This window comes from Dongia sp. agr-C8 (assembly GCF_054658695.1).
In genome coordinates, this window is record NZ_BAAGHZ010000002.1 from 46,476 (window position 1) to 73,017 (window position 26,542).

Here is a 26,542-nt window from a genome sequence, read left to right on the forward strand (position 1 = left end):
TTCCGCATTATGGTCCGGTATTTCGGAATTTCGCCATGTGCACATGGACGACCCGGCTGTCGGGCCGGTGGCTTTCCGGCTTGAGCCGCTCCAGCACGGCTGCCGGCGTGTCGGCGGCTTCGAGGACGATGCGGCGGGCTTCACGGCGCCCCAAAGCGAGAACCGGCTCGCCGACATCCGCGTCATGAAGGATGAAATCGGCAGTCCTCAGCCATCGCGCCGCGCGCAGGGTCAGCATTTCCGGGTCGTCGGAGGTGACATCGACCACCGAGATTGGCGGCATGCAGGACCCCGTCTCCAATTCGGCGATGAGCGATTCCGCGAGCGTGGCGGCATCGTCGATCCGCCCGGCAAGCGCGAGCTGCGCCGTCTCGCCCTCAAACAACCGCTCCCAGAAGATCGCGCTGCGCCCCTTCGCCGCGAGGCGCGTGGCGACGGCGGCCCGCAGCCGCGCGGCGAGCATCGCCAGGCGGCCAATGCCCGCCGGTATCGCCGTCTCCAGGCGCTGACGGATGAGGCGCGCGATCGCCGGCGCCAGGCCGCCGGTGGAGACCGCCACGATGACCGGCGCGTGATCCAGGATCGCCGGGAAGATGAAGTCGCACAGCGCCGGACGGTCCACGACATTGAGCGGAACCCCGGCTTCGCGCGCGAGCGACCGGGCGCGGCGGTTGGTGGCGGGATCGCCGGAAGCATCGACGGCGACGGCGGCATCCGCGAGATGCCGCGGTTCGAGGGCTGCGCCGGCGACCCGCCGCACACGCGCACCGGCCCGCTGCAGCAAGTCGAGCTTCGACTCCGCGCCGTCGCCGCCGCCGATCAGCAGCACGGGTCGGTCCCGGAGGTCGAGGAAGATCGGGAGATAGGCGAGCCCGGCGCCGAGGCCGGCGCTATTCTGCGGCGAGACGGCGTTCATGGGCGATGATCTCCCGCAGTTCCGGCAGGCAAGAGCCGCAATTCGTCCCGCATTGCAGGCGGCGACCGAGCGCCGCGACGTCGGCGATCCCGTCGCCGCGGATGGTCGCGGCGATGCGGTCGATCCCGACCTGGAAGCAACTGCAAACGATGCGGCCTTCCGACACCGCACCGAGCGGCCCGCGACCGGAGAGCAGCGCCCGTCGATCCGCGTCGCGCAACGGCCGCTGCTCCGCAAGCAGGGTCAGCAGCCAGGCATCGGGAGCGCCCAGGCTCGGCAGACCGACGAACAGGCAGTCGGTCAGGCAGCCCCGCGAATCAACGAAGGCGGCGCGGAAGGTGCCGCGGCGCGCGTCGCGATATTCGAGCACGCCTTCGCGCGGCAGCCCCGACAGCATTCGCTCGGCCAGCAGGATGCCGTCGGCGGTCGGCTCCGGGCCGGCCAGTTCGTAGAGCCAGCCGCCTTCGATCGCGCGTCGGCTCCAATGCACCAGGCCGGTCGGCCGCAAGCCGCGCCGGCTGACGAGGAATCCCGCCCAGCCGACTTTCAGCGGCGCGATCGCGATCGGCGTATGCTTCAGCTCCGGCTGACCCGACCAGGGATCGGTGGCCGGATTGACGACCGTCCCCGCCACCGCCTGCGCCGCGAACTGATCGCTCCAATGCATCGTCATGAAGGCGCTGCCGGGCCGCTGTGCGTCGGTGACCTGCACCCGGCGGATCGCAGCACCTTGCGCGCTGCGGATCCGCACGAGGTCGCCTTCGGTCAGGCCCTGCGCCGCCGCATCGCTGGGTGCGAGCTCGATGCACGGGATCGGCGCATGGGCCGAGAGCCGCGGCACCGCGCCGGTCCGGGTCATGGTGTGCCACTGGTCCCGCCCGCGCCCGGTGTTGAGCAGGATCGGATAGCCGCCGGTCGGCGCAACGGCGGCTTCCTGGCGCAGCGCCACGAAGCGCGCGCGGCCATCCGGCGTCGAGAATCCGCCGTCGGTGTAGAGCCGCTGCGCCTGCGCCGGCCATTGCAGCGGCGCCAGGGTTGCGTAGTCCGCGGCGGCGAGATCGGCGAGGTTGAAGCGGCGCGCATCCGCATTCTCGAAGGCCGAAAGCCGCGCATGCTCGCGGAAGATCTCCGCCGGCGATTCATAGGGGAAGGCCGCGCCGAAGCCGAGCCGCCGTGCCACATCGCGAAAGATCCGCCAATCCGGCCGCGCCTCGCCCGGCAACGGCCGGAACGCGCGCTGCCGCGAGATCCGCCGCTCCGAATTGGTGACGGTGCCGTCCTTCTCGCCCCAGGCCGCGGCCGGCAGCAGGACATGGGCGAAGCGGGTCGTGTCGGTGGCGGTGACGTCGGAGACCACGACGAAGGGGCATTTCTTCAAGGCCGCCGCAACCCGGCCGGCATCGGGCAGGCTGACCGCGGGATTGGTGCCGGCGATCCAGAGAAACTTGATACGGCCATCAGCCACCGCCTCGAACATCTCGACCGCCTTCAGCCCCGCCCGGGTGGCGAGCCGCGGCGCGCGCCAGAAGCGGCGCAGTCGATCGACCGCGCCCTCGTCCTCGAAGCCCATATGCGCCGCGAGCTGGTTGGCGAGGCCGCCGACCTCGCGTCCGCCCATGGCATTGGGCTGGCCAGTCAGCGAGAACGGCCCCATGCCCGGATGGCCGATCCGCCCGGTGGCGAGATGCAGGTTGAGGATGGCGTTGACCTTGTCGGTGCCGTGGGCCGATTGATTGACACCCTGGCTGTAGAGCGTGAGGCTGCGCCGCGTGGTCGCGAACCAATCGTAGAAGCGCGCCACCGCCGCCGGATCGAGGCCGCAGCCGGCCGCGACCTTGGCGACGCTGCCGGCATCGGCCTCGGCCAGCGCCAGCGCCGCGTCGAAGCCCGCGGTATGCGCGGCGATGTAGTCCCGGTCGATCGCCCCCTGCCCCGCCAGGTCGGCCAGCAGGCCGTTCAGCAGCAGGACGTCGGTGCCGGCCCGCAGCGGCAGGTGAAGATCGGCTTCGGCCGCGGTCGCGGTGCGGCGGGGGTCGATGACGACGATCCTGGTGCCGCGCCGCTCCCGCGCCGCCAGCAGGCGCTGGTAGAGCACGGGATGGCACCAGGCGGCGTTGGAGCCGATGAGGACCGCGAGATCGGCCTGGTCGAAATCCTCGTAGCAGCCGGGCACCACGTCCTCGCCGAAGGCACGGCGATGGCCGGCGACCGAGGAGGCCATGCAGAGCCGGGAGTTGGTGTCGATGTTGCCGGAGCCGATGAAGCCCTTCATCAGCTTGTTGGCAACGTAGTAGTCCTCGGTGAGGAACTGGCCGGAGACATAGAAGGCGACAGCATCGGGTCCATGCGCCGCGACGGTCTGCGAGATCCTGCCGGCGACGAGATCGAGTGCCGCGTCCCAGCCGGCATCGACGCCGCCGATCCGCGGTCGCAGCAGCCGGTCTTCGAGGCCGAGCGTCGCCCCGAGCGCGCTGCCCTTGGAGCAGAGCCTTCCGAAATTCGCCGGGTGGTCGGGGTCGCCGCGGAGTTGATCGCCCTCGACCAGCACGCCGCAGCCGACGCCGCAATAGGCGCAGGTGGTGCGGACCGCTTCACCCATGGACGGCGCGGGTGACGCGCGGCAGCCCGAGCAGGATGCGGCCGCCGTCGAGCGTCACGGAGAGTCGCGCGGCGCAGCCCTGGTCCGGACCCTCGACGGCGCCGCTCTCCAGGCTGATCACCCAGTTGTGCAGCGGGCAGCTGACCGAGCGGCCATGCACAATGCCTTCCGACAGCGGCCCGCCTTTGTGCGGGCAACGATCGTAGAGCGCGAAGACCTGGTCGTCCGCGGTGCGGAACACCGCGACATCGCCGTCCGCGGTCCGCACCACGCGGGCGCCCAGCACCGGCACGTCGTCGAGCGTGCCGACATCCATCCAGTCGATCCTCATGCCGTGACCTCCGCCATCGGGGAAAATTCCTGCGCCGCCGCACCGGCCGCGCGCTCGGCCCAGGGATCCTTCTGGGTGAAGCCGACCGCGTGGCGGAACCGCTTCTCCAGCGCGCGCCGGCTCAATTCATCCTCGACGATCCGGCGCTTCAAGTGATCGAGCCCGACCCGTTCGATCCAGGGCCAGGCCCGCTCGAGGTAGCGCGCCTCCTCGCGGTAGAGCTGCAGGAAGGCGCAGCAATATTCCAGCACCTCCTCGGCGGTCGCGACCTTGCACAGCAGATCGGTGGCGCGGACGTGCATCCCGGCGGCGCCGCCGACATGAAGCTCCCAGCCGGAATCGACCGCGACCACGCCGAAATCCTTCACCGTGGCTTCGGCGCAGTTCCGCGGGCAGCCGGAGACCGCCATCTTGAATTTGTGCGGCGTCCAGGCGCCCCAGGTCGCGCGTTCCAGCGCGATCCCCATCGCCGTCGAATCCTGGGTCCCGAAGCGGCACCATTCCGAGCCGACGCAGGTCTTCACCGTGCGCAGCGCCTTGCCGTAGGCATGGCCCGAAACCAGGCCGGCCCGGTTGAGGTCGGCCCAGACCGCCGGCAGCTGATCCTTCCTGACACCGAGCAGATCGATGCGCTGGCCGCCGGTCACCTTCACGCTGGGAATGTCGTAGCGGTCGACCACGTCGGCGATGGCGCGCAGCTCGGCGGCACTGGTCATGCCGCCCCACATCCGCGGCACGACCGAGAAGGTGCCGTCCTTCTGGATATTGGCGTGGACCCGTTCGTTGACGAAGCGCGATTGCGCGTCGTCGCGATACTCGCCGGGATATTCGCAGAGCAGGTAGTAGTTGAGCGCCGGCCGGCATTTCGAGCAGCCGTTCGCCGTCTTCCAGCCCAGCTCCTGCATGACCTCCGGGATCGAGCGCATCTCCTCGACCCGGATCAGCTTGCGTATCTCGTCATGGCCGTAGCTGGTGCAGCCGCAGACCGGCTTCACCGTCGCCTGCTGAAACCCATCGCCCAAAGTCACCTGCAGCAGCTTCTCCACCAGGCCGGTGCAGGTGCCGCAGGAGGCCGAGGCCTTGGTATGTGCGCGCACCTCCTCTACCGACTGCAGGCCCTTGGCGGCGATCGCATCGACGATCTTCCCCTTGCAGACGCCGTTGCAGCCGCAGATCTCCGCTTCGTCGGAGAGCGCTGCAACGGCCTCAAGAGGGTCCGGCGCCGCACCCCCGGCGGCAAAAGCAGGGCCGAAGATCAAAGTGTCGCGCGTCTCCGAGACGTCCGCGCCGTCGCGCAGCAGCTGGAACAGCCGCGCCCCGTCGCCGGTCTCGCCATAGAGCACGGCGCCGATCACCCGGTTGTCCTTCAGGATGATCCGCTTGTAGATCCCGCGCGCCGCGTCGCGGAAGACGATGTCCTCGGATTCCTTGTCGTTGGCGAAGCTGCCGGCGGAGAAGACATCGACCCCGGTCACCTTCAGCTTGGTGCTGGTCACCGAGCCCCGGTAGGCCGATTCCGCTATGCCCGCCAACTGGTCGGCGGCGACCTTGGCCATCTCGTAGAGCGGCGCCACCAGGCCATAGCTCTGGCCGCGGTGTTCGACACATTCTCCAACCGCCAGGATCGCCGGATCGGAGGTGAACATGCCGTCGTCCACCACGATGCCGCGGTTGACGGCGAGACCGGCCGCCTTGCCGAGATCGCCGTTGGGGCGGATGCCGACCGCCATGACCACGAGATCGGCCGGGATCTCGCGCCCGTCCTTCAGCCGTACGCCTTCAACCTTGTCCGTGCCGAAGATGCATTCGGTGTTGGCGCTGGTGACGACTGCGAGGCCGCGCCGTTCCAGCTCGCGCCGCAGCAGATACCCGGCGGCATCGTCGAGCTGGCGCTCCATGACCGTCGCCATCAGGTGGACGACCGTGACCGTCATGCCGCGGGCCAGCAGTCCGTTGGCCGCCTCGAGCCCCAGCAGCCCGCCGCCGATGACGACGGCATGCCGGCCGCTCCCAGCGGCCGCGAGCATCGCGTCGACGTCGGCGGCATCGCGGAAGGTGATGACGCCGGGCAGCTCCCTGCCCGGGACCGGGATGATGAAGGGATGCGAGCCGGTGGCGATCACCAGCTTGTCGTAAGGCGTGCGGGTACCGTCCCCGGCGACCACCTCCTGCTGCGCGCGGTCGATCGCGGTGATCGGCGTGCCGGTCCTGAGATGGAAGCCATGGCCTGCATACCAGGCGCGATCATGGGTCACGATCTCGTTGAAGGTCTTCTCGCCGGCCAGCACCGGCGAGAGCATGATCCGGTTATAGGTCGGGTGCGGCTCGGCGCCGAACACGGTCACCTCGTATTTGCCGGGGGCGCGCTCCTGCAATTCCTCCAGCAGGCGGGCCCCCGCCATGCCGTTGCCGATCAGAACCAGCCTCTTGCGCATGCGTCCTCCTAGGCCGCGGCTTCCGCGGACGCCGGCTTCGGGCTGCCGCCCGAATCATGGTCCTTCAGGAAGCTCAGCAGCGTCTCGCGGTATTCGTAGTATTTCGGGTGGTCGAGCAGCGCCTTGCGACTGCGCGGCCGCGGCAGATCGACCTCGAGAATGCCGCCGATCCGGGCATGGGGGCCGTTCGACATCATCACCACACGGTCGGCCAGCAGGATCGCCTCGTCGATGTCATGGGTGACGCAGATCGCGGTGACCCGGGTCCGGGTCCAGACCTCCATCAGCAGTTCCTGGAGCTCCCAGCGGGTCAGCGCATCGAGCATGCCGAAGGGCTCGTCGAGCAGCAGCAGCTTGGGCGAGAGCGCGAAGGCCCGCGCGATGCCGACCCGTTGGCGCATGCCGTTGGAGAGATCCTGCGCGCGCTTGTGCATCGCATCGCCCAGGCCCACGCGCTGCAGATAATAGGCCACGATGTCGCGACGTTCCCGGCGCGATGCGTGCGGATAGACCCGGTCGACGCCGAGCGCGACATTCTGCGCCGCGGTGAGCCAGGGGAAGAGCGAGGGCGATTGGAAGACGACGGCTCGGTCGGGGCCCGCCCCGTCGATCTCGCGGCCGTCGAGCGCGATGCCGCCGCGGCTGATCCCGGAAAGGCCCGCCGCCATCGAGAGCACGGTGGATTTGCCGCAGCCGGAATGGCCGATCAGGGTGACGAACTCGCCCTTCGCCATTTTCAAATCGAAACCGTCGACCACGGTCAGCGGCCCCTTCGGCGTCGCGTAGACCTTGGCGACGTCATAGAACTCGACGTAGCGGCCTTCGGCGCGGGCCGGCGCCTTCCTCCGCTTGCCCAGGCGCACCGGCACGATCTTCGGCGCCTCGCGCTCGTCGGCCGCCGAACCCTGCTGCTCGGCCGCGTCCATCAGATATTGCGTGATCGCCGCGCGCAGCCGGCGGTATTCCGCATCGTGGTTGAGCGCCGTGCGATCGCGCGGCCGATCGAGGGTCACGCGAAATTCCGGCCCGAGCGTGGCGTCCGGCCCCGGCGTCAGCGGAATGATCCGGTCGGCCAGCAGCAACGCCTCATCGACATCGTTGGTCACCAGCACGATGGCCTTGCCTTCGACCGCCCGGATGGCCTCGATCTCGTCCTGCAGCTTGGCGCGGGTCAAAGCATCGAGCGCCGACAGAGGCTCGTCCAGCAGCAGGATCTCCGGGTCCATCGCCAGCGCCCGCGCCACGGCGACCCGCTGGCGCATGCCGCCGGAGAGTTCCGCCGGTCGCCGGTCCTTGGCGTGGGAGAGGCCGACCAAGTCGATGTAATGCCGGACCCGCGCCGCCCGTTCGTCCCGCCCGGCCTTCATCGTCGCATCGACGGCCAGCGCGATATTGCCCTCGACGGTCAGCCAGGGCATCAGCGCGTAGCTCTGGAACACGATGCCGCGCTCCGGGCCGGGTCCGGCGACCGGACGACCGCGGAAGGTGACGCTGCCGCTGTCCGGCAAGGCGAGGCCCGCCATCAGCGATATCAGCGTGGTCTTTCCGGCGCCGGAAAAGCCGACGATGGCGACGAACTCCCCCACATCGACCGCGAGCGACACGTCTTTCAGCACGTTGCTGCGCGATGCGCCGTTGCCGTAGGACTTGCTGACGTTCTGCAGTTGCAGCATCGCGTTCACCGTTGCGCCGAATGGGTGACGGCGGCCTGCAGGGTCAGCATCAGGCGGTCGAGCAGGAAGCCGATCAGGCCGATGGTGAAGACCGCGACCATGATGCGGGCGAGCGAATCCGACGAGCCGTTCTGGAACTCGTCCCAGACGAATTTGCCGAGGCCCGGATTCTGCGCCAGCATCTCGGCGGCGATCAGCACCATCCAGCCCACGCCCAGCGAGAGCCGGAGGCCGGTGAAGATCAGCGGCAGCGCAGAGGGCAGCACCAGCTTCCTGACCTTGGTCGGCCAGGAGAGCTTCAGCACCCGCGCTACGTTGACCAGGTCCTTGTCGATCGCCGCAACGCCGTAGGCGGTGTTGACCAGGGTCGGCCAGAGCGAGCAGAGCGTCACCGTGATCGCCGAATTGAGGAAGGATTTCGGCAGCAGCGGATCCTCGCTGACATAGAGCGCGCTCACCACCATGGTGACGATCGGCAGCCAAGCCAGCGGCGAGACCGGCTTGAACACCTGGATCATCGGGTTGAACGCCGCGTTGATCGCCGGCGAGAGGCCGCAGAGGATGCCGAGCGGCACCGCGACCAGGGTCGCCAGCACGAAGCCAGTGAAGACGGTCTTCAAGCTGGTCAGGATCTGGTCGAAGAAGGTCGGGCGGCCGGTATAGGGCCGCAGCTTCACCGCTGCATTGGGATCGGCGGCGAGAAGCTCGGCGTTCTTCTCTTCCTGGCGTTCATAGAAGGCCATTTCCTTCTGCCGCTCGGCGACATGGCTCTCATAGAGGGCGGCCGCCTGGCGCCAGACCTGGGCCGGTCCCGGCAAGGTGCCGAGGCTGGTCTCGACCCGAGGCGCGACCGCGGCCCAGGCGAGCAGGAAGACCAGGATCGCGACCAGCGGCACGCCGAGCCCGCGCCAGAGCAGCGGCAATTCCGCGCGCGGGCTGGCGCCGGCCAGCAGGCGCAAGGCCGGCACCAGAGCGCCGAAGCCGGACAGGCTGAGCGCGGTGCAGAGCCGGGCGATCCGTGCCAGGCGCTGTTCCGCGGTATCGATCGTCAGGGTGTCGGTGACGGCCATGGGATCTCGCTCAGTTGGTGACCGTGGTGCCGTCGACGCGCTGGCTGCCCTTGAGGCCGATCGCCAGTTGCTCGAGATAGGCGTTGGGTTGCTTGCCGTCATAGGCGACGCCGTCGATGAACGCGGCGGTCGGCGCGCGATAGCCGTCGGTCTCCCAGGGGAAGTCGCCCTGCTGCGCCTTGCCCTCATCCACCAGCGCCTGCGCCGCCAGGCGATAGATGTCCGGGCGATAGACCGACTTCGCGGTCTCGGCGTACCAGGCATCGGGCCTGGCTTCCGCGAGCTGGCCCCAGCGGCGCATCTGCGTCAGGGTCCAGACCGCGTCGGAGTAATAGGGATAGGTCGCGAAGTGGCGGAAGAAGACGTTGAAATCCGGCACCGCGCGCTTATCGCCCTGCTCGTATTCGAAGGTGCCGGTCATCGAATTGGCGATGACCTGGGGATCGGCGCCGACATAGTCCGGCTGGCTGAGCAGCTTCACCGCCTCGGCCCGGTTCTTGTTGTTCGCGGCGTCGAGCCACATGCCGGCGCGGATCAGCGCCTTGGTCAGGGCGACCACGGTGTTCGGGTTGGCTTCGACGAACCCGGCGGTGAGGCCGAACACCTTCTCCGGATTGTTCTTCCAGATCTCATAGTCGGTGACGACGGGGACGCCGATGCCCTTGGCGACCGCCTGCTGGTTCCAGGGCTCGCCGACGCAATAGCCGAGGATGGTGCCGGCCTCGAGCGTCGCCGGCATCTGCGGCGGCGGCGTCACCGAGAGCAGCGCATCGGCCATGATCTGCCCGCTGGTGTCGCCGGGCGCATAGAAGCCGGGATGGATGCCGCCGGAAGCCAGCCAATAGCGGAGCTCGTAGTTGTGGGTCGAGACCGGGAAGACCATGCCCATGTTGAAGGGCTTGCCCTCGGCTTTGTAGCGGTCGACCACGGGCTTCAAGGCCTCGGCCTTGATCGGATGCACCAGCTTGCCGTCGGCGCCGACGGGGATATGCGGCTTCATCTCCTGCCAGACGGCCTTCGAGACGGTGATGCCGTTGCCGTTCAGGTCGAGCGAGAGCGGCGCCACCACATGCGCCTTGGTGCCGAAGCCGATGGTGGCGCCGATCGGCTGGCCGGCCAGCATATGCGCGCCGTCGAGCTCGCCGGTGATCACGCGATCGAGCAGCACCTTCCAGTTGGCCTGGGCCTCGAGCGTGACATAGAGGCCCTCGTCCTCGAAGAAGCCCAGCTCCTTGGCGACGGCGAGCGGCGCCATGTCGGTGAGCTTGATGAAGCCGAGCTTCAGCTCCTCCTTCTCGATCGTCGCGGCGGCGCGCGCCGGCCGCGTCAGCCGCCGCAAGCCATAGGCGAGCCCGCCGGCCGAAGCCGCCTCGAGCAGGCGGCGGCGGCTGAGCCGCGACGCGCGCATCGTCTTCACTGCATCACCCATGGTCGCTTCCTCTCCTGCATCGAGGGGCCAAACGAAAAACGCCGCTGATCGAGGCGCAAAAGGCGCATCGACGCAGCGGCGTTGCTGTCTCTGTCCAGCTTTGGACGGTCGCGAGATCGCCGCACTTTGGCGATCTCAGTCATCTGCCTTCTTACACATGCCGTGCCAGCTTTGCGGCGCGGCGACATATCGTTGTTCTGAAACGGCTTAGCGCGCGTGCGCGCCGCCGGCAGGCGCCGGCCGCGGCGGCCGATGCTCAAATTCCAAGCGGCAATGTTTGTGCGTTGCACAAAGACTAGGCGAAGGTCTTCTCGCTCAGGGCGCGCAGATAGCCGCCGATATCCTCCGGGGTGAAGGCCGGACCGGCGAAGGCGCCGATGCCGTCCTCCTGCGGCGTGAGCGCGGCGTCATAGAGATCGGCGCGATAGACCGCCGCCGCCGCCGCCTCCGCAGCGGGCGACGGCGCAACCTGATGCCAGTGCACCATCTGCGCATAGAGCCAGAGCGCATGACGCCGATCCGGTCGCAGCGATGCGGCGGCGTCGAGGATGAAGAACTGGCCATGCGCGCGCGTCGTGCCGTCCGGCGCCACGCGCAGCCTGCCCTCCAGCAGCTCGGCGATGATGCCGGGCGCGACCGCCAGCCGATCGGGCGCCGCCAGGATGCCGACCAGCGCCGCGCGGTGTTCCTCGACCGCGCACCAGGCGGCGGCCCGCACGCAGGCGCGCACCAGGGCATGTAGAATCTTCGGATTGTCGGCGGCCCAGGCATTGCGCACCGCCAGCACCTTCTCCGGGCAGCGCGCGATCAGGTCGACGCCGAAATGCAGGATGCGGCCATGGCCCGCCATGACCGCGACGCTGGCCCAGGGCGCGCCGACGCAGAAGCCGTCAAGCTGTCCCTTGGCCAGCGCATCCGCCATATAGGGCGGCGGCAGCACGACCAGGCTGAGGTCGCGATCGGGATCGATGCCCGCCGCCGCCATCCAGGTGCGGAGCTGGTAGTTGTGGCTGGAGAATGGGAACACCATGCCGAAGACCAGGGGCTCGGCGCCGCGCCGGCGGCGCTTCGCGATCGCCTGAACCAGAGCCGCCGCCGTCACCTTGGGATCGGTGAAGTCGCCGGCAGCCTGGGCGCGGAGCTCCGCGTCGAGCGCCGCCGACACCACGATCGCATTGCCGTTCAGGCCCAGGGCCATCGGCGCCGTCATCCGCGCTTGCGGGCGATCGCCGTCGAGCGCTGCGGCGATGGCGAGCGGCGCCAGCATATGCGCGGCATCGAACTGGCCGAGCGCCAGCCGGTCGCGCAGGTTGGCCCAGGAGACCTCGCGGGTGAGTTCCAGCCGGAGCCCCTCCTCCGCCGCGAAGCCGCCATCGGCCGCGACGATCAGCGCCGCCGCGTCGATCAGCGGCATGAAGCCGGCCCGGACCGGGGTGAGGTCGCGGTTCATCGCAGCATCTCCGCCGCGGTCAGGATCGATTGCGCGATCTCCACCAGCTTCTTCTGCTCCTTCATCGCGGTCTTGCGCATGCGGTCATAGGCCTCTTCCTCGCTCAATCCCTTGGCGCGCATCAGGATGCCCTTGGCGCGATCGACCAGCTTGCGCTCCGCGAGCTGGCTCTTGGTCTGGTCGAGCTCCTGGCGCAGCGCGTCGAAGGCCTTGAACCGCGCGATCGCCACGTCGAGGATCGGGCGCACGCGGTTGGCGTTGAGGCCATCGACCACGTAGGCGGAGACGCCGGCCTCGATCGCCGCGTGCATCATGGAATTGCTGCTCTGGTCCACGAACATGACGATCGGCCGCGGCCGCTCGCGGGTGGCGACGCGCAGCTGCTCGATCGTGTCCCGGTCGGGAAGATCGAGATCGACGATCAGCACGTCGGGCTGCGCGGTCCGCAGCAAGGCCAGCAGGTCGCCGGCCTTCGGCGCGACCTCGACCATGTAACCGCCGACATCCACCAGAGCCTGACGAACGACCGAAGCCCGCTCGGGGTTGTGATCGACCACCAGGATGCGCAAATAAACCGTCCCTGCCCTCACGCCGTCAGGCAATGAAGCAAGCGACATGCCAAGGCCAACGCCTTGGATTCCCGCGCTGAACACCGCCGCCGCCCGACGCGGCGACTGAAAATGAGGCAATCGCCTGCCGCTTCTTCAGACTGCCGCGCCCGGCGCCGCGGCCAGAACTTGATCCTGTCTGGGCCGGGTCTGCGTTGCCGGTGCCGCCGCACGCCTGGCGGCAATCAGCCTCAGGTTCCCCGGAGGGCGGATCGCGTGCCGGACTCGCTCCGCGATTGATCAACATCAAAGCCGGGCGCGGCGCTCGGCTGTCAGATGGCGGTGGTCCGAACGAACGCGAACAGGAGACTGCCGATGAAGGCCGCCGATATCATGACGCGCAGCGTCGTCACCATTCGTGACGATGCCACCGTGCGCGATGCCGCGCGCTTGATGCTGCAGGACAATCTCAGCGGGCTTCCCGTGGTCGATCGCGACGACCGGCTGGTCGGCATGGTCACGGAGGGCGATCTGCTGCGCCGCGTCGAGATCGGAACCGAAGCGCGGCGGCCGAAGTGGCTCGAATTCCTGGTCGGGCCGGACGTGCTGGCCGGCGAGTATGTCCGCAGCCATGCACGCCGCATTTCCGAGATCATGACCACGCCGGTCGTCACGATCGGCGAAGACGCCGAGCTCGAAGATGTCGTGCGCCTGATGGAGCGCAAGCGCATCAAGCGCGTCGTCATACTGCGCGACGGCAGGATCGCCGGCCTCATCACCAGGAACAATATGCTTCAAGCCCTGGCCGCCCTGATCCCGGACTCCCTGCCGACACAAGCATCGGATCGGGCGATCCGCGAAGGCATCCTGGCGGAAATGGGCCGACTGCACTGGCGGCCGAGCACCTCGATCAACCCGATCGTCCACGATGGCGTGGTCGAGCTTCACGGCGTGATACTGGGCGACCGCGAGGCGGATGCGCTCTGTGTTCTTTGCGAGAACATCCCGGGCGTGAAGCGCGTCAACGACCGGCTGGTCTGGGTCGATCCATTCTCCGGCCTTACGGTCGATCGTTCAGACTTCAGATCCGCCGGCAAACCCGCCGCCTGACACTGAGCGGCTGCCGAGCGAGCTAAGCGCGGTTCGGACCGCCGTCTGAGGGTCCCGGCGACCGACCTGGCAAGACCAGGACGGTGCGCCGCCGCAGATCCGTCAGCTCGGTTGGCGAGGGATGGAGAAGCAGTGCCGGTGTACCGGTGAATACGGGCGCCAGAAACTTGATGAGGCTCTCCAGATCCTCCGCTTCGCCATCCAGGACCGACAAGCCGCCCAACGGCGATGCCAAGTCGCCGAGAAAGATCGCCGGCCGCCGGGCCGCGTCCGCCAGCTTGCGGACTGCCGCCAAGCTGAGGCTGGCGTTGCGCGGCTGGCCGAGCAGGAAAAGGTCGCATTCGGCGGAGGCGGCGGCGATCTCCGCCATCGGCCGGCCGCGCACCGATCGCAGTTGCCAGCGCAATCCGGCGCGCCCGGCGAGGTCTTCGAACCGAAGCGCCAGGTTGCGGGCGAGAACCATGAAGTCCAGTTCGAGACTCTGTCGCGTCAGGCCGCGCCGCACGCCCGTCGTCGCCAGAATCTCCTGAGTGAAGGGCAGATCGGCCGCTGTCATCAGCGCCGCATCCTGGACCAGGATGGCGTCGATCTTCGCCGCGCTGCGGGCGGCGATCCTGGTCGCGAGCTCGGGCACAGCGCCCTGCGCGGATGCCGGCTCGAGGACGACCAGGATGCGACGGATCTCAGGCATGCCCGGCCTCGGCGCTTGCGCCATTGCCCGCTCCCGCCTCCGGCTGGCTGTACTTCCGCGCGGCCGCGACGAAGTCATCCAGCCGTTGCTCGATCCGGCGGTTGAGGGAGCCCTCCGGAAACCGCCCCGAAGCATCGCGCTCGCCGGCTTCGCATCCGGTCAGCAGGCTCAGCGCCTGGTCAATTCCACTGATCGCATAGACCCGGAAGCGCCCGGCGGCGCAGGCTTCGACCACGTCGTCGCGCAGCATCAGGTGCTGCACATTCGACATGGGAATGATGGCGCCCTGCTCGCCGGTCAGTCCGATCTCGCGGCAGATGTCGAAGAATCCCTCCACCTTCTCGTTGACGCCGCCGATCGGCTGTATCCGGCCGTGCTGATCGACCGATCCGGTGATGGCCAGCGACTGCAGGATCGCGGCATCGGCCAGCGACGACAGCAAGGCGCAGAGCTCCGCCGCCGACGCACTGTCGCCTTCCACCCCGCCATAGGACTGCTCGAACACCAGGCTGGCTTGCAGCGAGAGCGGCCGGTCGGCGGCGTAGCGCGCGCCGAGAAACCCTTGCAGGATCAGCACGCCCTTGCTGTGGATGGGGCCGCCGAGCTTCACCTCGCGCTCGATGTCGATGAGCTGGCCGCGACCGAGCCGCGTGCGCGCGGTGATGCGGCTGGGAAAGCCGAAGCTGAACCCGCCGAGCTGCGTGACGGCGAGGCCATTCACCTGGCCCACCACCTTTCCCGACGTCGCCACCATCAGCGTACCGCGGCGGATCTGCTCATAGAGCCGCTCCCGGACGCGGTCCGCGCGGTGGATCTTGGCGCTGATCGCCTGCTGGACGTCCTCCGCGGCAATGACGCCGGCGCTCCGCTGGCCCGCCCAGTAGTGCGCCTCCCGCAACAGGTCGGCCAGGGCGCGCCGATGGATCGAGAGCTTGCGGCTGTCCTCGCTCAGTCGCGAGGCATGGTCGATCACCCTGGCCACCGCGCCGCGGTCGAGTGGCGACACCCGCTCTTCCCGCTGCAGGGCCGCAAGATGCCGGCAGAACGACGCCTCATCGGCGGCCGATCGTTCCATGTCCTCGCTGAAATCGGCCGGGACCTTGAACAGCTCGCTGAAGTCGGGGTCCAACGCGCTCAGCAGATAATAGAGGTGTCGATCGCCCATCAGGACCACTTTGACATCGAGCGGAATCGCTTCGGGCTCGAGCGATACGGTGCTGACCAGGCTCAGGATCTGCCCGATCGACTCGATGCGAACCCGCCGGGCGCGCAAGGTGCGCTTCAGCTCCTCCCAGGCCATCGGCTGGGTCAGAACCCGGATGGCGTCGATGATCAGATAGCCGCCATTGGCGCGGTGCAGGGCACCCGGCTTGATCAGATTGAAGTCCGTCACCAGGGCGCCGAAGCGCGAAAGGTGCTCGATCCGCCCGACGAGGTTCTCATGGGTCGGATGATCCTCGTAGTGGACGGGCGCTCCCTTGGACTGGCTGTGGTCGATGAGCAGGTTGACGCGATAGCGCCGGATGGCGCTGATCGTGTCGCCGCCGTCCGCAGGCTGGGCATCCTGATCGGACGTCTGGAACTCGTTGGCATTCTCGATGACGTCCCGGCGAACCGCCTCCAGATGGTCCAGCACGACATCGAGGCCGGCGTAAGCCTTCCGCAGGTCGGCAAACATGTGGTCGACCACATGCGTGGTCACCTCCCGGACCAGGGCCCGAATGGCGGCCCGGGTTTCCTGCTCCAGCCGCGGCAAGCGCCGCACCACTTCCTCCAGGCGCCGACCGAGCGCTTCCATGGCGGCGTGCAGCCGCTTCTGCTCCTCCTCCGGCAGCTGGTCGAACTGCGCCGGCGCCAGCACGTCGCCGTCCTTGGTCGGCGCGAAGGTGAAACCGACCGGGGTGCGCAGCAGGGCGATCCCTTCCTTCCGCGCATCCTCCTGCAGCGTCTCGAACAGCTCGGACTGCTGCTTCTTGGTGGCTTCGACGATCGCGTCGTGCCGGGTGCGAAAATCGTCGCTCTCCAATGCCGCCGGAAGTGCCACCTTCAGCTCCTCGATCAGCGACGTCATGGACTGGCGCAGCCGGACGCCGTTGCCGGCCGGCAGCCGCAACGCCCGGGGTTTGTGCGGCTCCGCGAAGTTGTGCACGTAGCACCAGTCCGGCGGCACCGGCTCGGTTGCGGCACGCCGGCTCAGGTAGCGGGAGACCGCCAGGTGCTTGCCGAGACCGATCGGACCGAGCGCGTAGATGTTGTAATGCTCGCCGCGAATGTCGGTGCCGAACTCCAGCGCGCCCATCGCGCGCGCCTGGCCGAGGGCTTCGTCCGGATCCGTGAGATCGGCGGTCGTGGCGAATGGCAGGCGGTCGGCGACGCAGCGGTGAGACAGGGCGTCACCGGCCAGGGGCAATGGGGCGGGCATGTCCGGACCTGCAGTAAACGCAAGGGGCTCCAGGAGAGCGCGCGATCGCGCCCCAGGCATTGACAAGGGTCAAGCCGCCGCCACGTCGCGATTTTGACTTCGGTCAAGGCAGGATCCGGCGCGCGTGCACAGACTGCGGTACCAGCGCTCAACCGAGGCTCCAGATGAAACTTCCGCTGCAAATCTCGTTCCGAGGCATGGACAACTCGCCGGCGACCGAGGCCTTGATCCGGGAACGGGCCGAGAAGCTCGAGCGATTCCACGATCGCATCACCGGCTGCCGGGTCGTGGTCGAAGCGCACCACCGCCATCAGCGCAAGGGGCGGATCTACCACATCCGCGTCGACCTCACGATCCCGGGTCACGAGATCGTCGTCGGTCGCGAACGCGACGAAGACCACAGCCACGAGGACATCACGGTCGCCGTCCGCGACGCCTTCGACGCCGCGCGGCGCCAGCTGGAAGATCGCGTGCGCCTGGACGATCACCGCAACCGCAACGAAGCCTAGGGCGCGGCTTTCATGGACGCGCGGCCGCGGGACCCCGCCACGCGCGTGGACACCGAAGCGACGTTTGAGATTTTCGGTTGACCCGACGTAGGTATCGCCGTTGCTGAAGAAAATAGGCGTCCCACACGGCATCAGACTCCCTACGCCCTCCGGGCTTCGGGAGACAGCCTACGGTTCTTGATTTCGGGTGGCGTCCCCAACGGGATTCGAACCCGTGTCTACACCGTGAAAGGGTGTTGTCCTAGGCCTCTAGACGATGGGGACGCAAGAGCGCCGCGGGGTGTTAACTCCCCGGGGTGACGCGCCTTTTAACGGCTGCGGCCCTTGAAATCAACCACCCCGATTTGCGCGCCAGTCGGCGCTTTCGCGCCGGCCCGGCATCGGCCATAATCCCGCCCCTCAAGCGGCTGATTTCCCAGCCGATTTCTCCGCATAACCTTCTGAAAACACGAGGTCTTTCCATGTCGATCAAGCGCATTGGCGATCACGGCAATCTGTGCGACGCGGTGGTCCATAACGGGCTCGCCTATCTCGCCGGCCATGTGGCCGACGATCCGGTCTCGCCCTCGGTCTACGAGCAGACCAAGAACATCCTGAAGCAGATCGACGAGACCCTGGCCCAGTGCGGCAGCGACAAGACCAAGATCCTGAAGGCCAACATCTGGCTCTCCGACATCTCGACCTTCGCCGAGATGAACAAGGCCTGGGCCGAGTGGGTCTCCAAGGGCAACGCCCCCGCGCGCGCCACCGTGGAATCCAAGCTCGCCGACCCGAAATACAAGGTCGAGATCATGCTGACCGCTGCGATCTGATCGCCGCACCTTCCGCCCGGCCCCTCTCCCGCAAGTGGAGAGGGGCAAGCTAATGTCCCTTAGGTCCAATCAACGGAGCTCCCCGCTCTCCGTATAATTTCCCTGCGTCCGTGGCATGGCAGGGAGGTTTGAGGTGACTTGGCGTCGCATCGCGCTTGGCGCGGCCTTCACCTTCTTTGTCCTCGGCGCGAGCGCCGCCTTGCGCCCGGCCGCGGCGCAATTCGCCGACATGCAGGAGCAGGAGGCGGTGGCGCCGGAAGGCGACGCCGCCAGCATCATGCTCTCGGCCGAGGAGCTCCACGCCCTGGTGGCGCCAGTCGCCTTCTATCCCGACGACCTGCTGGCGATCGTGCTGCCGGCCGCGACCCAGCCCCTGCAGGTGGTCGAGGCGGCGCGCTTCCTGGAGAAGCAGAAGGCCAGCAAGGACCTGCAGCCGAACGAGAACTGGGATCCCGCGGTGCTGGCGCTGCTGAACTATCCCGAGGTCGTCACGCTGATGAACAACGACCTCGACTGGACCCAGCGCCTCGGCAACGCGGTCATGGACCAGCAAGACGGCGTGCTGGAGGCGATCCAGGCAGCGCGCGCCGAGGCGACCGCCGCCGGCGCGCTGCAGTCGGACGCGAAGCAGACGGTGGTGACCGAGAGCGAGACCATCATCATCAAGTCGGCGGATCCCGAGGTCATCTACGTGCCGACCTACGACCCGGCGCCGGTGGTCGAGCATCATTACGTGGACTACCCGCCGCCGGTCTATTCGACGCCCTATCCCTATTACTACGCGCCGGGCGCCGCCTTCGTGACCGGCATGTTCGTCGGCGCCGCCTTCTCCTATGCCTTCGACTGGAACAACAACGACATCGACATCGATTGCTGCGAAGGCGGCGGCAACAACATCAATATCGGCAACGGCAACACCAACATCGACCGCGACAAGCTGCAGAACAAGTTCAACGGCGACCGCAACCCGAAGGCCAAGGGCGGCAACGGCATGAAATGGTCGCCGCAGAAGGCGCGGACCAAGTCGACCGCGACCCGGCCGGCGAGCGCCAAGCCGCGGCCCACCACCGCGGGAATCTCGAAGCAGCTCGGCAACGGCGGGGCCGGCACCAAGAAAATGACGCCGCCCAAGGCCAAGCCGGCCATGCAGACCAAGCAGCAGAGCCAGCGCGGCAACCAGAGCCTGGGCGCCAACAAGCAGCAGCGGCAACAGCAGTTCAAGCAACCCTCGAAGCCGAAGCCGTCGCAGATGCAGCAGCGCAAGCAGCAGCAGAAGTACAACAACATGCAGACCAAGCCGCGGAAGGGCTCGTTCTCGACCATGCCGTCGCAGCAGCGGACCCGGCAGCAGAGCAATCGCGGCACCAGCAGCATCGGCGGCGTCCAGGGGCCGAGCCGGAGCCGGAGCGGCGGCGGCCGGCGCTAGAGTCGCAGGCGTGGAAGCAAGGAGAGGATCGATGAACGGGATCACGCGGCGCGGCAGCCGGATCGCCGCAGGAGTCTTGAGCGGAACGCTCTTCGCCCTCGCCTGCCCCGGCCTGGCGGCGGCCAAGGACGCCAAGATCTTCGCGACGCCGGAAGCGGCGGCGGCCGGCATGATCGCCGCCCTCGAGGCCGGCTCGCGCGACGCCATCACCGACCTGCTCGGCGACGCGCAGCAGGAGCAGCTGTTCACCGACGACGAGGCCGCGGAGCGCGAGAACCGCAAGCAGGCCCTGGCCGCGGCGAAGCAGAAGATGAGTCTCCGCAACGACGGCGACAACACCCGCACCATGCTGATCGGCAACCAGGAATGGCCGGTGCCGTTTCCGATCGTCAAGGGCGACAAGGGCTGGAGCTTCGATGCCGAGGAAGGCATCTACGAGCTGCTGGCGCGCCGGATCGGCGCCGACGAACTTGCGGCGATCGGCGCGCTGCACGCCCTGGTCGCGGCGCAGCAGGACTATCAGTCGGTCGACCAGGACGGCGACGAGGTGCTGGAATATGCGCAGCGGCTGGTGAGCACGCCCGGCAAGCATGACGGGCTCTATTGGGAAACCGACCCCGATTCCAACGCGCCGGCCAGCCCGCTGCTCGCCTTCGTGACCGCGCAGGGCGGCTATCTCGAAGGCCGCGACCAGGGCGATCCCCTACGCGGCTACAATTTCCGGGTCCTGACGCGGCAGGGCGAGGGCGCCCCGGGCGGGCGCTATGACTATGTGATCAACGGCAACATGATCGGCGGGTTCGGCGCGATCGCCTGGCCGTCGGAATACGGCTCAACTGGGATCATGACCTTCATCGTCAACCAGCAGGGCAAGGTCTATCAGAAGGATCTCGGCGAGGACACCGACCTCGCCGCCGCGGCGCTGCAGAGCTACGACCTCGACGCCAGCTGGACTCTCACCAAGGACAAGGGCGAGACCGAGCCATGATGCGGCTACGGCCGCCGGATCGAACCGGCGGCCGCGCGCTCGTTACTGCGTCACCTTCGAGACGGTGACCTTGTCGCCGATGCGCTCGATGCGCAGCACCGGCTGCGTCTCGCCGAGTGCCAGCGGCACCGAGATCTCCTGGGCCTGGCCCGGCTGCAGCACCGCCTGCAGGCGCACCACCGCATGCTGCTCGGCATCGGTGTCCGCCGCAGCGACGGTGTCGACGGTGGTCACGACCCGGGCGCCTTCCGGATGGTCGGTCCAGTAGGTGATCGCCTTGGCATTGCCGCCGAGCTCGGTGGTGACCGCCTGGCCCGCCCCGACGGTCTTGGCCGAGCCGGCCCAGAGCGGCTGCGCCAGGGCGACGGCGCCGGCCACCAGGATGGTGCCGAGGGCTGAAATCCGGATCATCGAAGTCATGTTGGTCTCCACTTCCCACTTGGCCTGCCACCCATGGCATGCCGCAATGCAGCAAAGATTGTTGCATATGCGAAGAAAGTAAAGGGAGATTAACAAATGACGTGATAACGCGCACCGCTGCAGCGCGCTGCGCTGGAGCGTTTTTGCTATCAATATCAGGTTGTTATCGGCTGTTGTGGCGGCCTGCCGCAGGCGGCGCCGGAACCCTCGCGCGCCCGGCTATTCGACTCGGGCGGCGTCCTCGATGGTCATCTGGACCCGTTCCTGGCCCTGCCAGGTGTCCAGCCGGAGGTGGCCGGCGACATGCAGCGGCCCGGCATTCCGGCCCTGGAGCAGCAGGCGGCCGAGGTCGTTCTCCACCGCGCGGAAGGCGATCGCCTTCAGCCGCGCCCCGTCGCTGCCCTCGAGCACGCAGCGCACATGCTTTTCGCCGGCGAGGTCGGCGAACACCACCCGCACATTGGCCAGGGCGAAGCGCGGCTCGGCATTGCCGGCGCCGTAGGGCGCCAGGCGGTCGAGCATCTGCGCGAAGGCCGGTGCTGCACCCCGCGGCTGCAGGCTGCCGTCGAGATCGAGCACCGCACGCGGCGGCACGCCAGCAAGATGATCGCCGATCCGCGCATCGATGAAAGCCTTCAGCTGGTCGAGCTTGTCGGCCGCGACCTCGAAGCCGGCCGCCATCGCATGGCCCCCGCCCTTCGGTATGATGCCGCTTTCGCGCGCCGCGATGACCGCGTTGCCGAGGTGGAAGCCGTTGGCCGAACGCCCCGAGCCCTTGCCGATCCCGTTCTCCAGCGCGACCACGCAGACCGGCCGCTCATAGCGCTCGCGCAGCCGCCCGGCGACGATGCCGATGACGCCGCCATGCCAGCCCTCGGCGGCGACGAAGATGAGATGCGGGCGCTTGGCCGCTTCCGCGTCGGCGAGGCGGCAGGCTTCTTCCAGCACCTTGGCCTCGATGTCGCGGCGCTCGGCGTTGTGGGCTTCCAGCTCCTGCGCCAGCGCCATCGCTTCGTATGCGTCGTCGGTCGAGAGCAGCCGCGCGCCGAGATCGGAGCGCCCGACCCGCCCGCCGGCGTTGATCCGCGGCCCCAGCAGGAAACCCAGGTGATAGGCGCCCGGCCGCTCCTTGATGCCCGCGGTCTCGCCGAGCGCGCGCAGCCCGGGATTGCGGCGCTGCGCCAGCACCTTGAGGCCCTGCGCCACCAGCGCGCGGTTGACACCGGTCAGCGGCACCACGTCGCAGACCGTGCCCAGCGCCACCAGGTCCAGCCACTGCATCATGTCCGGCTCCGGGCGCGTCGCGTTGTACCAGCCCTTGGCGCGCAGATAGCGATTGACCGCGACCGCGACCAGGAAGGAAACGCCGATCGCCGCCATCTGGCCGTGCCCCGCCGTCTCGTCGAGCCGGTTGGGGTTGACGATCGCCGAGGCCGGCGGAAGGTGCGGCTCCGCGACGTGATGATCGACCACGACCACGTCGAGCCCGGCCTCCTTCGCGGCCTGCAAGGGTGCGAAGGCAGTGACGCCGCAATCGACCGTGATGACCAGGCCGGCGCCTTCGCTCTTCAGCTTAAGCAGCGCCGGCGCATTGGGGCCATAGCCCTCGATGCCGCGATCCGGGACGTAGAGCCGTGCCGGCGGCGCCCCAACGGCGCGCAGGAAGCGCGACAGCAACGCCGCGGAAGTGGCGCCATCGACGTCATAGTCGCCGAAGATGGCGATCTTCTCGCCGTTCTCGACCGCGGCGCCGATCCGGGCCGCGGCGGCATCCATGTCGCGGAAGCTGGAGGGATCCGGCAACAGGTCGCGCAAGCGCGGCGTGAGGAAACTCTCGGCCGTGTCCAGGGTCTGGCCGCGCGCGGCGAGCAGACGCCCGACCGGTTCCGGCAGCTGCAGGCGCTGCGCGATCGCCAGGGCCATGCGCTCGTCGGTGGCGCGCTGGCGCCAGAACTTGCCGGTGACCGAGCGCGCGACGCCCAGGAACGGCGTCGGGTCTTCGGTTTCGACAGGGCGAGTCGCGGCGAGGTTCATCGCGTGACTATAACATGTGTGCCGGGTGGGCCAGCTTGACCGGACCTGGGGGCGGCAAGGCCCCCATCCCGGCCTGCCCCCTGAAGGGAGAAGGACAAGGAGCGCGGCAGGCCGCCGGCCGGTGGTCCGGGGCCGGGAAATCCCCGTCAGATGACAGGCATTTTCCTACGGCAACCGGGCTGAAAGTTGATGGCGGGAATGCTTCGGCATACGATAGTGTTCTTCGTGAGATCACGGCCCCCCGTGACAAGGCCGGCACGCGGGAGGGCCGCCGCCAAGGCGGAGTTCGTCGATGATCACCATCTCTGAGGTCGCACGCGCGGCCGGGGTTTCGATCTCAACCGTATCGCACGTCGTCAACGGAAGCCGCGACGTGGCGCCCGACACCGCGCAGCTGGTCAATGAAGCGATCGCCCGCATCGGCTATCGGCCGAACGACCCGGCGCGCTCCCTGGAACTTGCCTCGACCAGAACCGTCGGGCTGGCGATCTCCACGCTCTCCAATCCCTATTTCAGCGACATCACCGGCGCGGTCGAGGCCGAATGCGCCCGGCTTGGACTGATGGTGTTCCTGGCCGATACGCAGGACGACGCGGAGAACGAGCTGGCCGTGATCCAGGTCCTGCACCAGCGGCGGGTGGACGGCATCATCTTCGCGCCGTCGGCCGAGCCCATCCAGGCGCTCGACTACCTGCTGAACAGCGGCCTGCCCTGCGTCCTGCTCGATCGAATGGCGGACCGGCGTTTCGACCAGGTCGGCGTCGACAATGTCAATGCGATGGACGTGTTGGTGGAGCACGTCCTGCAAAAGGGGCACCGCGATATCGCCTACGTCGCCGGTCAACCCGGATTCGCCACGACCATCGAGCGCATAGCCGGATTCCAGGCGGCATTCGAATCGAGAGGCATCGAACTTCCGGCGGAGAGGATCGTAACGGGCTGCGCGACGACCGCGGCCGCCTGCGCGGCGGCGCATCGCCTGCTCACCCGCCCGCAGCGTCCCTCCGTGATCGTGACCGGCAACAATCTCGCCACGATCGGCGTCATGCGGGCGGTGCGGGAGCTGGGGCTGGCCGTGCCCGACGACGTGTCCCTGGTCGGCTTCGACGACTTCGAATGGGCGGATCTGTTCGAACCGCGTTTGACCCTCGTGGAACAGCCTTGCGCCGAGCTCGGGCGCCAGGCCGCCGCCCTGCTGATCGAACGCATTGCCGCGCCGAACGGCCCCCGCCGATCCGTGCGGCTGCCGACGGTGCTGAATGTCCGCGCCTCCTGCCGGAGGGTGGGATGATCACCGTCGCGCTCGTCGGCTCCGGCGCTGCGAAGCGGGTCTAGTACGCCCCGCGCTGCTCGTAGGGCATCTTGAGGTCCCAGTTGTGGGTCGCCTCGATCACCCGGACGGTGCCGGTCTTCGAGCGCATCACGATCGAATGGGTGCTGGCGCGGGTGGTGCCGCGGCGGACACCCTTCAGCATCGCGCCGTCGGTGACACCGGTAGCGGCGAACATCACGTCGCCCTTGGCGAGGTCGAGCATCGAGTATTTGCGGTTGAGATCGGTGACGCCCCATTTCTTGGCGCGCGCCTTTTCGTCGTCGTTGCGGAACAGCAGCCGGCCCTGCATCTGGCCGCCGATGCAACGCAAGGCCGCCGCCGCCAGCACGCCTTCCGGCGCACCGCCGCTGCCCACATACATATCGACGCCGCTGTCCTTCTGCGCCGTGGCGATCACGCCGGAGACGTCGCCGTCGGAGATCAGCATGATGCGCGAGCCGGCGCTGCGCACCGCCGCGATGAGCTCGGTGTGGCGCGGGCGATCGAGGATGCAGACCACCAGATCGCGGATGTCCATCTGCTTGGCCTTGGCGAGGTTCTTCAGGTTGACCTCGGGCTTGTTGTCGATATCCACCACGCCCTCGGGCAGATCCGGGCCGACCGCAATCTTGTCCATGTAGACGTCGGGCGCGTTCAGGAAGCCGCCCTCCTCCGCCATCGCCACGACGGCGAGCGCGTTATGCCCGCCCTTGGCGGTGATGGTGGTGCCCTCGAGCGGGTCCAGAGCGATGTCGACCTTGGGGCCGCCGGCGCCGACCTTCTCGCCGATATAGAGCATCGGCGCCTCGTCGCGCTCGCCCTCGCCGATCACCACAGTGCCGTCGATGTTGAGCGAGTTCAACGCGGTGCGCATCGCGTCGACCGCGGCCTGGTCGGCCGCCTTCTCGTCGCCGCGGCCCATCAGCCGCGAGGCAGCGAGAGCCGCCGCTTCGGTGACGCGCACCACTTCCAGCGCCAGGTTGCGATCCATGATCTTGGGCCTTCCGATAGCTGAGCTAAGAGAGTTGTTCGATCGACATGACATGCGGCGGCTCGACCACCGCCGAGACCTTGCCGAGCTTCTCGACCACGCGCGTGACCTGCGCCTGGCTGGTCTCATGCGTGGTGAACACCACCGGCACGCGGTCGCCGGGCGAGCGCGAGCGCTGGATCATGCTTTCCAGCGAGACGTTCTCGTCGCGCATGATCGCCGCGACCTCGGCGATGACGCCCGGCCGGTCGACCACCATCATGCGGAGGTAGAACGGCCCGACATGGCTGCCTTCCGGCGCCGCCGGGATCTTCTTCAAGGTCTCGGCCGGCGCCGAGAAGGCCGGCAGGATGCGGCCACGGGCGATGTCCATGAGGTCGCTGACCACGGCAGATGCGGTCGGGCCCTGGCCGGCGCCGCGGCCGATCGCGACGTTCTGGCCGACGAAATTGCCGTGGGTGACGACGGCGTTGTAGACCCCGTCCACCTTGGCGATCAGTGCGTTTTGCGGAACCATGCAGGCATGAACGCGCTGCTCGATGCCGCGTTCCGTCAGCCGCGACAGGCCGAGCAATTTAATGCGGTAGCCGAGCTCGGTCGCGTATTCGATATCCATGGCCGAGACATTGCGAATGCCGGAAATCTTGATACCGGCGAAGTCCACCTCGCAGCCGAAGGCCACCGCGGTCAGGATCGAGAGCTTGTGCGCGGCATCGATGCCGTCGACGTCGAAGCTGGGATCGGCCTCGGCATAGCCCAGCTGCTGCGCCTCGGCGAGCACGTCGGCGAACTCGCGCCCGGTCTCGCGCATCTGGGTCAGGATGTAGTTACAGGTGCCGTTGAGGATGCCGTAGACATGCTCGATGCGGTTGGCGGCCAAGCCTTCGCGCATCGACTTGATGATCGGGATGCCGCCGGCGACCGCGGCCTCGTAAGCCAGCGCCAGGCCGGCCTTCTCCGCACTCCGCGCCAAGGCGGTGCCGTGCTCGGAAAGCAGCGCCTTGTTGGCGGTAACGACATGCTTGCCCCGGCTGATCGCCTTCTCGATCAGCGCCTTCGCCGGTCCGCTCGCGCCGCCGATCACCTCGACGACGACATCGACCTTCGGATGGTCGGCGAGTGCCACCGGATCGTCGCACCAGTCGTACTGGGAGAGATCGACGTCGCGGTTCTTGCGCCGGTCGCGCGCCGAGACCGCCGTGACCTCGATCGGCCAGGGGCAATGCTGCAACAGGATGTCGCGGTTCTCTTTCAGCAGCCGGACGACCCCGACACCGACGGTGCCGAGGCCGGCGATACCAACGCGCAAGGCGCGTCCCGACGCGTTTTCAACAGCCATAGCTCAAACGTTACGAAAGATGGTTACAGGGATGAAT

21 protein-coding genes and 1 tRNA gene are annotated in these 26,542 nt (G+C 68.1%); 6 read left to right on the forward strand and 16 right to left on the reverse strand.

What is annotated here, in order from left to right; all coding sequences use genetic code 11:
• Positions 1–7: 7 nt before the first annotated feature.
• The 9 genes from ACYQ4T_RS07590 to ACYQ4T_RS07630 form a co-directional block, all read right to left on the reverse strand.
• Positions 8–916: a precorrin-2 dehydrogenase/sirohydrochlorin ferrochelatase family protein gene (locus ACYQ4T_RS07590; protein ID WP_459852160.1), complete on the reverse strand. Its 909-nt coding sequence runs from the start codon at positions 914–916 to the stop codon at positions 8–10.
• Entirely contained in the window at positions 891–3,515 is a 2,625-nt protein-coding gene (locus tag ACYQ4T_RS07595; RefSeq protein ID WP_459852162.1) for a nitrate reductase, read from the reverse strand. The genes ACYQ4T_RS07590 and ACYQ4T_RS07595 overlap by 26 nt, the downstream gene beginning before the upstream one ends.
• The gene (nirD, locus tag ACYQ4T_RS07600; RefSeq protein WP_459852164.1) at positions 3,508–3,846 is read right to left on the reverse strand and encodes a nitrite reductase small subunit NirD; all 339 of its coding nucleotides are present in this window, start codon (positions 3,844–3,846) and stop codon (positions 3,508–3,510) included. Before nirD ends, ACYQ4T_RS07595 begins: the two co-directional genes overlap by 8 nt.
• A complete protein-coding gene (gene nirB, locus ACYQ4T_RS07605; protein ID WP_459852166.1) occupies positions 3,843–6,281 on the reverse strand; it encodes a nitrite reductase large subunit NirB in 2,439 nt (812 codons plus the stop codon). The genes nirD and nirB overlap by 4 nt, the downstream gene beginning before the upstream one ends.
• A gap of 8 nt (positions 6,282–6,289) precedes the next feature.
• The gene (locus ACYQ4T_RS07610; protein WP_459852168.1) at positions 6,290–7,954 is read right to left on the reverse strand and encodes an ABC transporter ATP-binding protein; all 1,665 of its coding nucleotides are present in this window, start codon (positions 7,952–7,954) and stop codon (positions 6,290–6,292) included.
• A gap of 5 nt (positions 7,955–7,959) precedes the next feature.
• Positions 7,960–9,024 carry an ABC transporter permease gene (locus ACYQ4T_RS07615; RefSeq protein WP_459852170.1) on the reverse strand — a complete coding sequence of 355 codons (1,065 nt, stop codon included), beginning with the start codon at positions 9,022–9,024 and terminating at the stop codon, positions 7,960–7,962.
• 10 nt (positions 9,025–9,034) lie between these two features.
• Complete coding sequence (locus ACYQ4T_RS07620; RefSeq protein ID WP_459852172.1) at positions 9,035–10,453, reverse strand: CmpA/NrtA family ABC transporter substrate-binding protein; 1,419 nt, start codon at positions 10,451–10,453, stop codon at positions 9,035–9,037.
• A gap of 295 nt (positions 10,454–10,748) precedes the next feature.
• Positions 10,749–11,903: a CmpA/NrtA family ABC transporter substrate-binding protein gene (locus ACYQ4T_RS07625; protein ID WP_459852174.1), complete on the reverse strand. Its 1,155-nt coding sequence runs from the start codon at positions 11,901–11,903 to the stop codon at positions 10,749–10,751.
• On the reverse strand, positions 11,900–12,472 hold the full coding sequence (locus ACYQ4T_RS07630; protein WP_459852176.1) for an ANTAR domain-containing response regulator: 573 nt from the start codon (positions 12,470–12,472) through the stop codon (positions 11,900–11,902). The genes ACYQ4T_RS07625 and ACYQ4T_RS07630 overlap by 4 nt, the downstream gene beginning before the upstream one ends.
• Before the next feature lie 354 nt (positions 12,473–12,826).
• On the opposite strand from ACYQ4T_RS07630, the gene ACYQ4T_RS07635 reads away from it, so the two are divergent.
• Complete coding sequence (locus ACYQ4T_RS07635; RefSeq protein WP_459852178.1) at positions 12,827–13,561, forward strand: CBS domain-containing protein; 735 nt, start codon at positions 12,827–12,829, stop codon at positions 13,559–13,561.
• A gap of 22 nt (positions 13,562–13,583) precedes the next feature.
• Here ACYQ4T_RS07635 and ACYQ4T_RS07640 read toward each other — a convergent pair whose 3' ends face one another.
• On the reverse strand, positions 13,584–14,252 hold the full coding sequence (locus ACYQ4T_RS07640; RefSeq protein WP_459852180.1) for a hypothetical protein: 669 nt from the start codon (positions 14,250–14,252) through the stop codon (positions 13,584–13,586).
• Positions 14,245–16,674: a Lon protease family protein gene (locus tag ACYQ4T_RS07645; RefSeq protein ID WP_459852182.1), complete on the reverse strand. Its 2,430-nt coding sequence runs from the start codon at positions 16,672–16,674 to the stop codon at positions 14,245–14,247. Before ACYQ4T_RS07645 ends, ACYQ4T_RS07640 begins: the two co-directional genes overlap by 8 nt.
• Before the next feature lie 164 nt (positions 16,675–16,838).
• Between ACYQ4T_RS07645 and ACYQ4T_RS07650 the strand changes: the two genes are divergently transcribed.
• Complete coding sequence (locus tag ACYQ4T_RS07650) at positions 16,839–17,183, forward strand: HPF/RaiA family ribosome-associated protein (RefSeq protein WP_459852184.1); 345 nt, start codon at positions 16,839–16,841, stop codon at positions 17,181–17,183.
• 188 nt (positions 17,184–17,371) lie between these two features.
• Here the strand turns inward: ACYQ4T_RS07650 and ACYQ4T_RS07655 are convergent.
• Positions 17,372–17,447 (reverse strand) — tRNA-Glu (locus tag ACYQ4T_RS07655).
• A gap of 197 nt (positions 17,448–17,644) precedes the next feature.
• On the opposite strand from ACYQ4T_RS07655, the gene ACYQ4T_RS07660 reads away from it, so the two are divergent.
• The 3 genes from ACYQ4T_RS07660 (at position 17,645) to ACYQ4T_RS07670 (ending at position 20,409) form a co-directional block, all read left to right on the forward strand.
• A complete protein-coding gene (locus ACYQ4T_RS07660; protein WP_459852186.1) occupies positions 17,645–17,995 on the forward strand; it encodes a RidA family protein in 351 nt (116 codons plus the stop codon).
• A gap of 133 nt (positions 17,996–18,128) precedes the next feature.
• The gene (locus ACYQ4T_RS07665) at positions 18,129–19,421 is read left to right on the forward strand and encodes a DUF3300 domain-containing protein (protein ID WP_459852188.1); all 1,293 of its coding nucleotides are present in this window, start codon (positions 18,129–18,131) and stop codon (positions 19,419–19,421) included.
• Between the two features lie 31 nt (positions 19,422–19,452).
• Positions 19,453–20,409, forward strand: coding sequence for a DUF2950 family protein (locus tag ACYQ4T_RS07670; RefSeq protein WP_459852190.1), 957 nt, complete (start codon positions 19,453–19,455; stop codon positions 20,407–20,409).
• Between the two features lie 42 nt (positions 20,410–20,451).
• Here the strand turns inward: ACYQ4T_RS07670 and ACYQ4T_RS07675 are convergent, their stop codons facing one another.
• Both ACYQ4T_RS07675 and recJ read right to left on the reverse strand, forming a co-directional pair.
• Positions 20,452–20,829 carry a hypothetical protein gene (locus ACYQ4T_RS07675; protein ID WP_459852192.1) on the reverse strand — a complete coding sequence of 126 codons (378 nt, stop codon included), beginning with the start codon at positions 20,827–20,829 and terminating at the stop codon, positions 20,452–20,454.
• A 219-nt stretch (positions 20,830–21,048) separates the two neighbouring features.
• The gene (gene recJ / locus ACYQ4T_RS07680; protein WP_459852194.1) at positions 21,049–22,863 is read right to left on the reverse strand and encodes a single-stranded-DNA-specific exonuclease RecJ; all 1,815 of its coding nucleotides are present in this window, start codon (positions 22,861–22,863) and stop codon (positions 21,049–21,051) included.
• A gap of 292 nt (positions 22,864–23,155) precedes the next feature.
• Between recJ and ACYQ4T_RS07685 the strand changes: the two genes are divergently transcribed.
• Positions 23,156–24,154: a LacI family DNA-binding transcriptional regulator gene (locus ACYQ4T_RS07685; RefSeq protein ID WP_459852196.1), complete on the forward strand. Its 999-nt coding sequence runs from the start codon at positions 23,156–23,158 to the stop codon at positions 24,152–24,154.
• A gap of 40 nt (positions 24,155–24,194) precedes the next feature.
• Here ACYQ4T_RS07685 and glpX read toward each other — a convergent pair whose 3' ends face one another.
• Positions 24,195–25,166: a class II fructose-bisphosphatase gene (glpX, locus tag ACYQ4T_RS07690; protein WP_395021380.1), complete on the reverse strand. Its 972-nt coding sequence runs from the start codon at positions 25,164–25,166 to the stop codon at positions 24,195–24,197.
• 25 nt (positions 25,167–25,191) lie between these two features.
• Positions 25,192–26,505, reverse strand: coding sequence for a homoserine dehydrogenase (locus tag ACYQ4T_RS07695; RefSeq protein WP_459852199.1), 1,314 nt, complete (start codon positions 26,503–26,505; stop codon positions 25,192–25,194).
• Positions 26,506–26,542: the final 37 nt, after the last annotated feature.

Coding starts and splice junctions, on each gene's coding strand:
- ACYQ4T_RS07590 (WP_459852160.1), bottom strand. CDS start 916: ATGAACGCCGTCTCGCCGCAGAATAGCGCCGGCCTCGGCGCCGGGCTC.
- ACYQ4T_RS07595 (WP_459852162.1), bottom strand. CDS start 3,515: ATGGGTGAAGCGGTCCGCACCACCTGCGCCTATTGCGGCGTCGGCTGC.
- nirD (WP_459852164.1), bottom strand. CDS start 3,846: ATGAGGATCGACTGGATGGATGTCGGCACGCTCGACGACGTGCCGGTG.
- nirB (WP_459852166.1), bottom strand. CDS start 6,281: ATGCGCAAGAGGCTGGTTCTGATCGGCAACGGCATGGCGGGGGCCCGC.
- ACYQ4T_RS07610 (WP_459852168.1), bottom strand. CDS start 7,954: ATGCTGCAACTGCAGAACGTCAGCAAGTCCTACGGCAACGGCGCATCG.
- ACYQ4T_RS07615 (WP_459852170.1), bottom strand. CDS start 9,024: ATGGCCGTCACCGACACCCTGACGATCGATACCGCGGAACAGCGCCTG.
- ACYQ4T_RS07620 (WP_459852172.1), bottom strand. CDS start 10,453: ATGGGTGATGCAGTGAAGACGATGCGCGCGTCGCGGCTCAGCCGCCGC.
- ACYQ4T_RS07625 (WP_459852174.1), bottom strand. CDS start 11,903: ATGAACCGCGACCTCACCCCGGTCCGGGCCGGCTTCATGCCGCTGATC.
- ACYQ4T_RS07635 (WP_459852178.1), top strand. CDS start 12,827: ATGAAGGCCGCCGATATCATGACGCGCAGCGTCGTCACCATTCGTGAC.
- ACYQ4T_RS07640 (WP_459852180.1), bottom strand. CDS start 14,252: ATGCCTGAGATCCGTCGCATCCTGGTCGTCCTCGAGCCGGCATCCGCG.
- ACYQ4T_RS07645 (WP_459852182.1), bottom strand. CDS start 16,674: ATGCCCGCCCCATTGCCCCTGGCCGGTGACGCCCTGTCTCACCGCTGC.
- ACYQ4T_RS07650 (WP_459852184.1), top strand. CDS start 16,839: ATGAAACTTCCGCTGCAAATCTCGTTCCGAGGCATGGACAACTCGCCG.
- ACYQ4T_RS07660 (WP_459852186.1), top strand. CDS start 17,645: ATGTCGATCAAGCGCATTGGCGATCACGGCAATCTGTGCGACGCGGTG.
- ACYQ4T_RS07670 (WP_459852190.1), top strand. CDS start 19,453: ATGAACGGGATCACGCGGCGCGGCAGCCGGATCGCCGCAGGAGTCTTG.
- ACYQ4T_RS07675 (WP_459852192.1), bottom strand. CDS start 20,829: ATGACTTCGATGATCCGGATTTCAGCCCTCGGCACCATCCTGGTGGCC.
- recJ (WP_459852194.1), bottom strand. CDS start 22,863: ATGAACCTCGCCGCGACTCGCCCTGTCGAAACCGAAGACCCGACGCCG.
- ACYQ4T_RS07685 (WP_459852196.1), top strand. CDS start 23,156: ATGATCACCATCTCTGAGGTCGCACGCGCGGCCGGGGTTTCGATCTCA.
- glpX (WP_395021380.1), bottom strand. CDS start 25,166: ATGGATCGCAACCTGGCGCTGGAAGTGGTGCGCGTCACCGAAGCGGCG.
- ACYQ4T_RS07695 (WP_459852199.1), bottom strand. CDS start 26,505: ATGGCTGTTGAAAACGCGTCGGGACGCGCCTTGCGCGTTGGTATCGCC.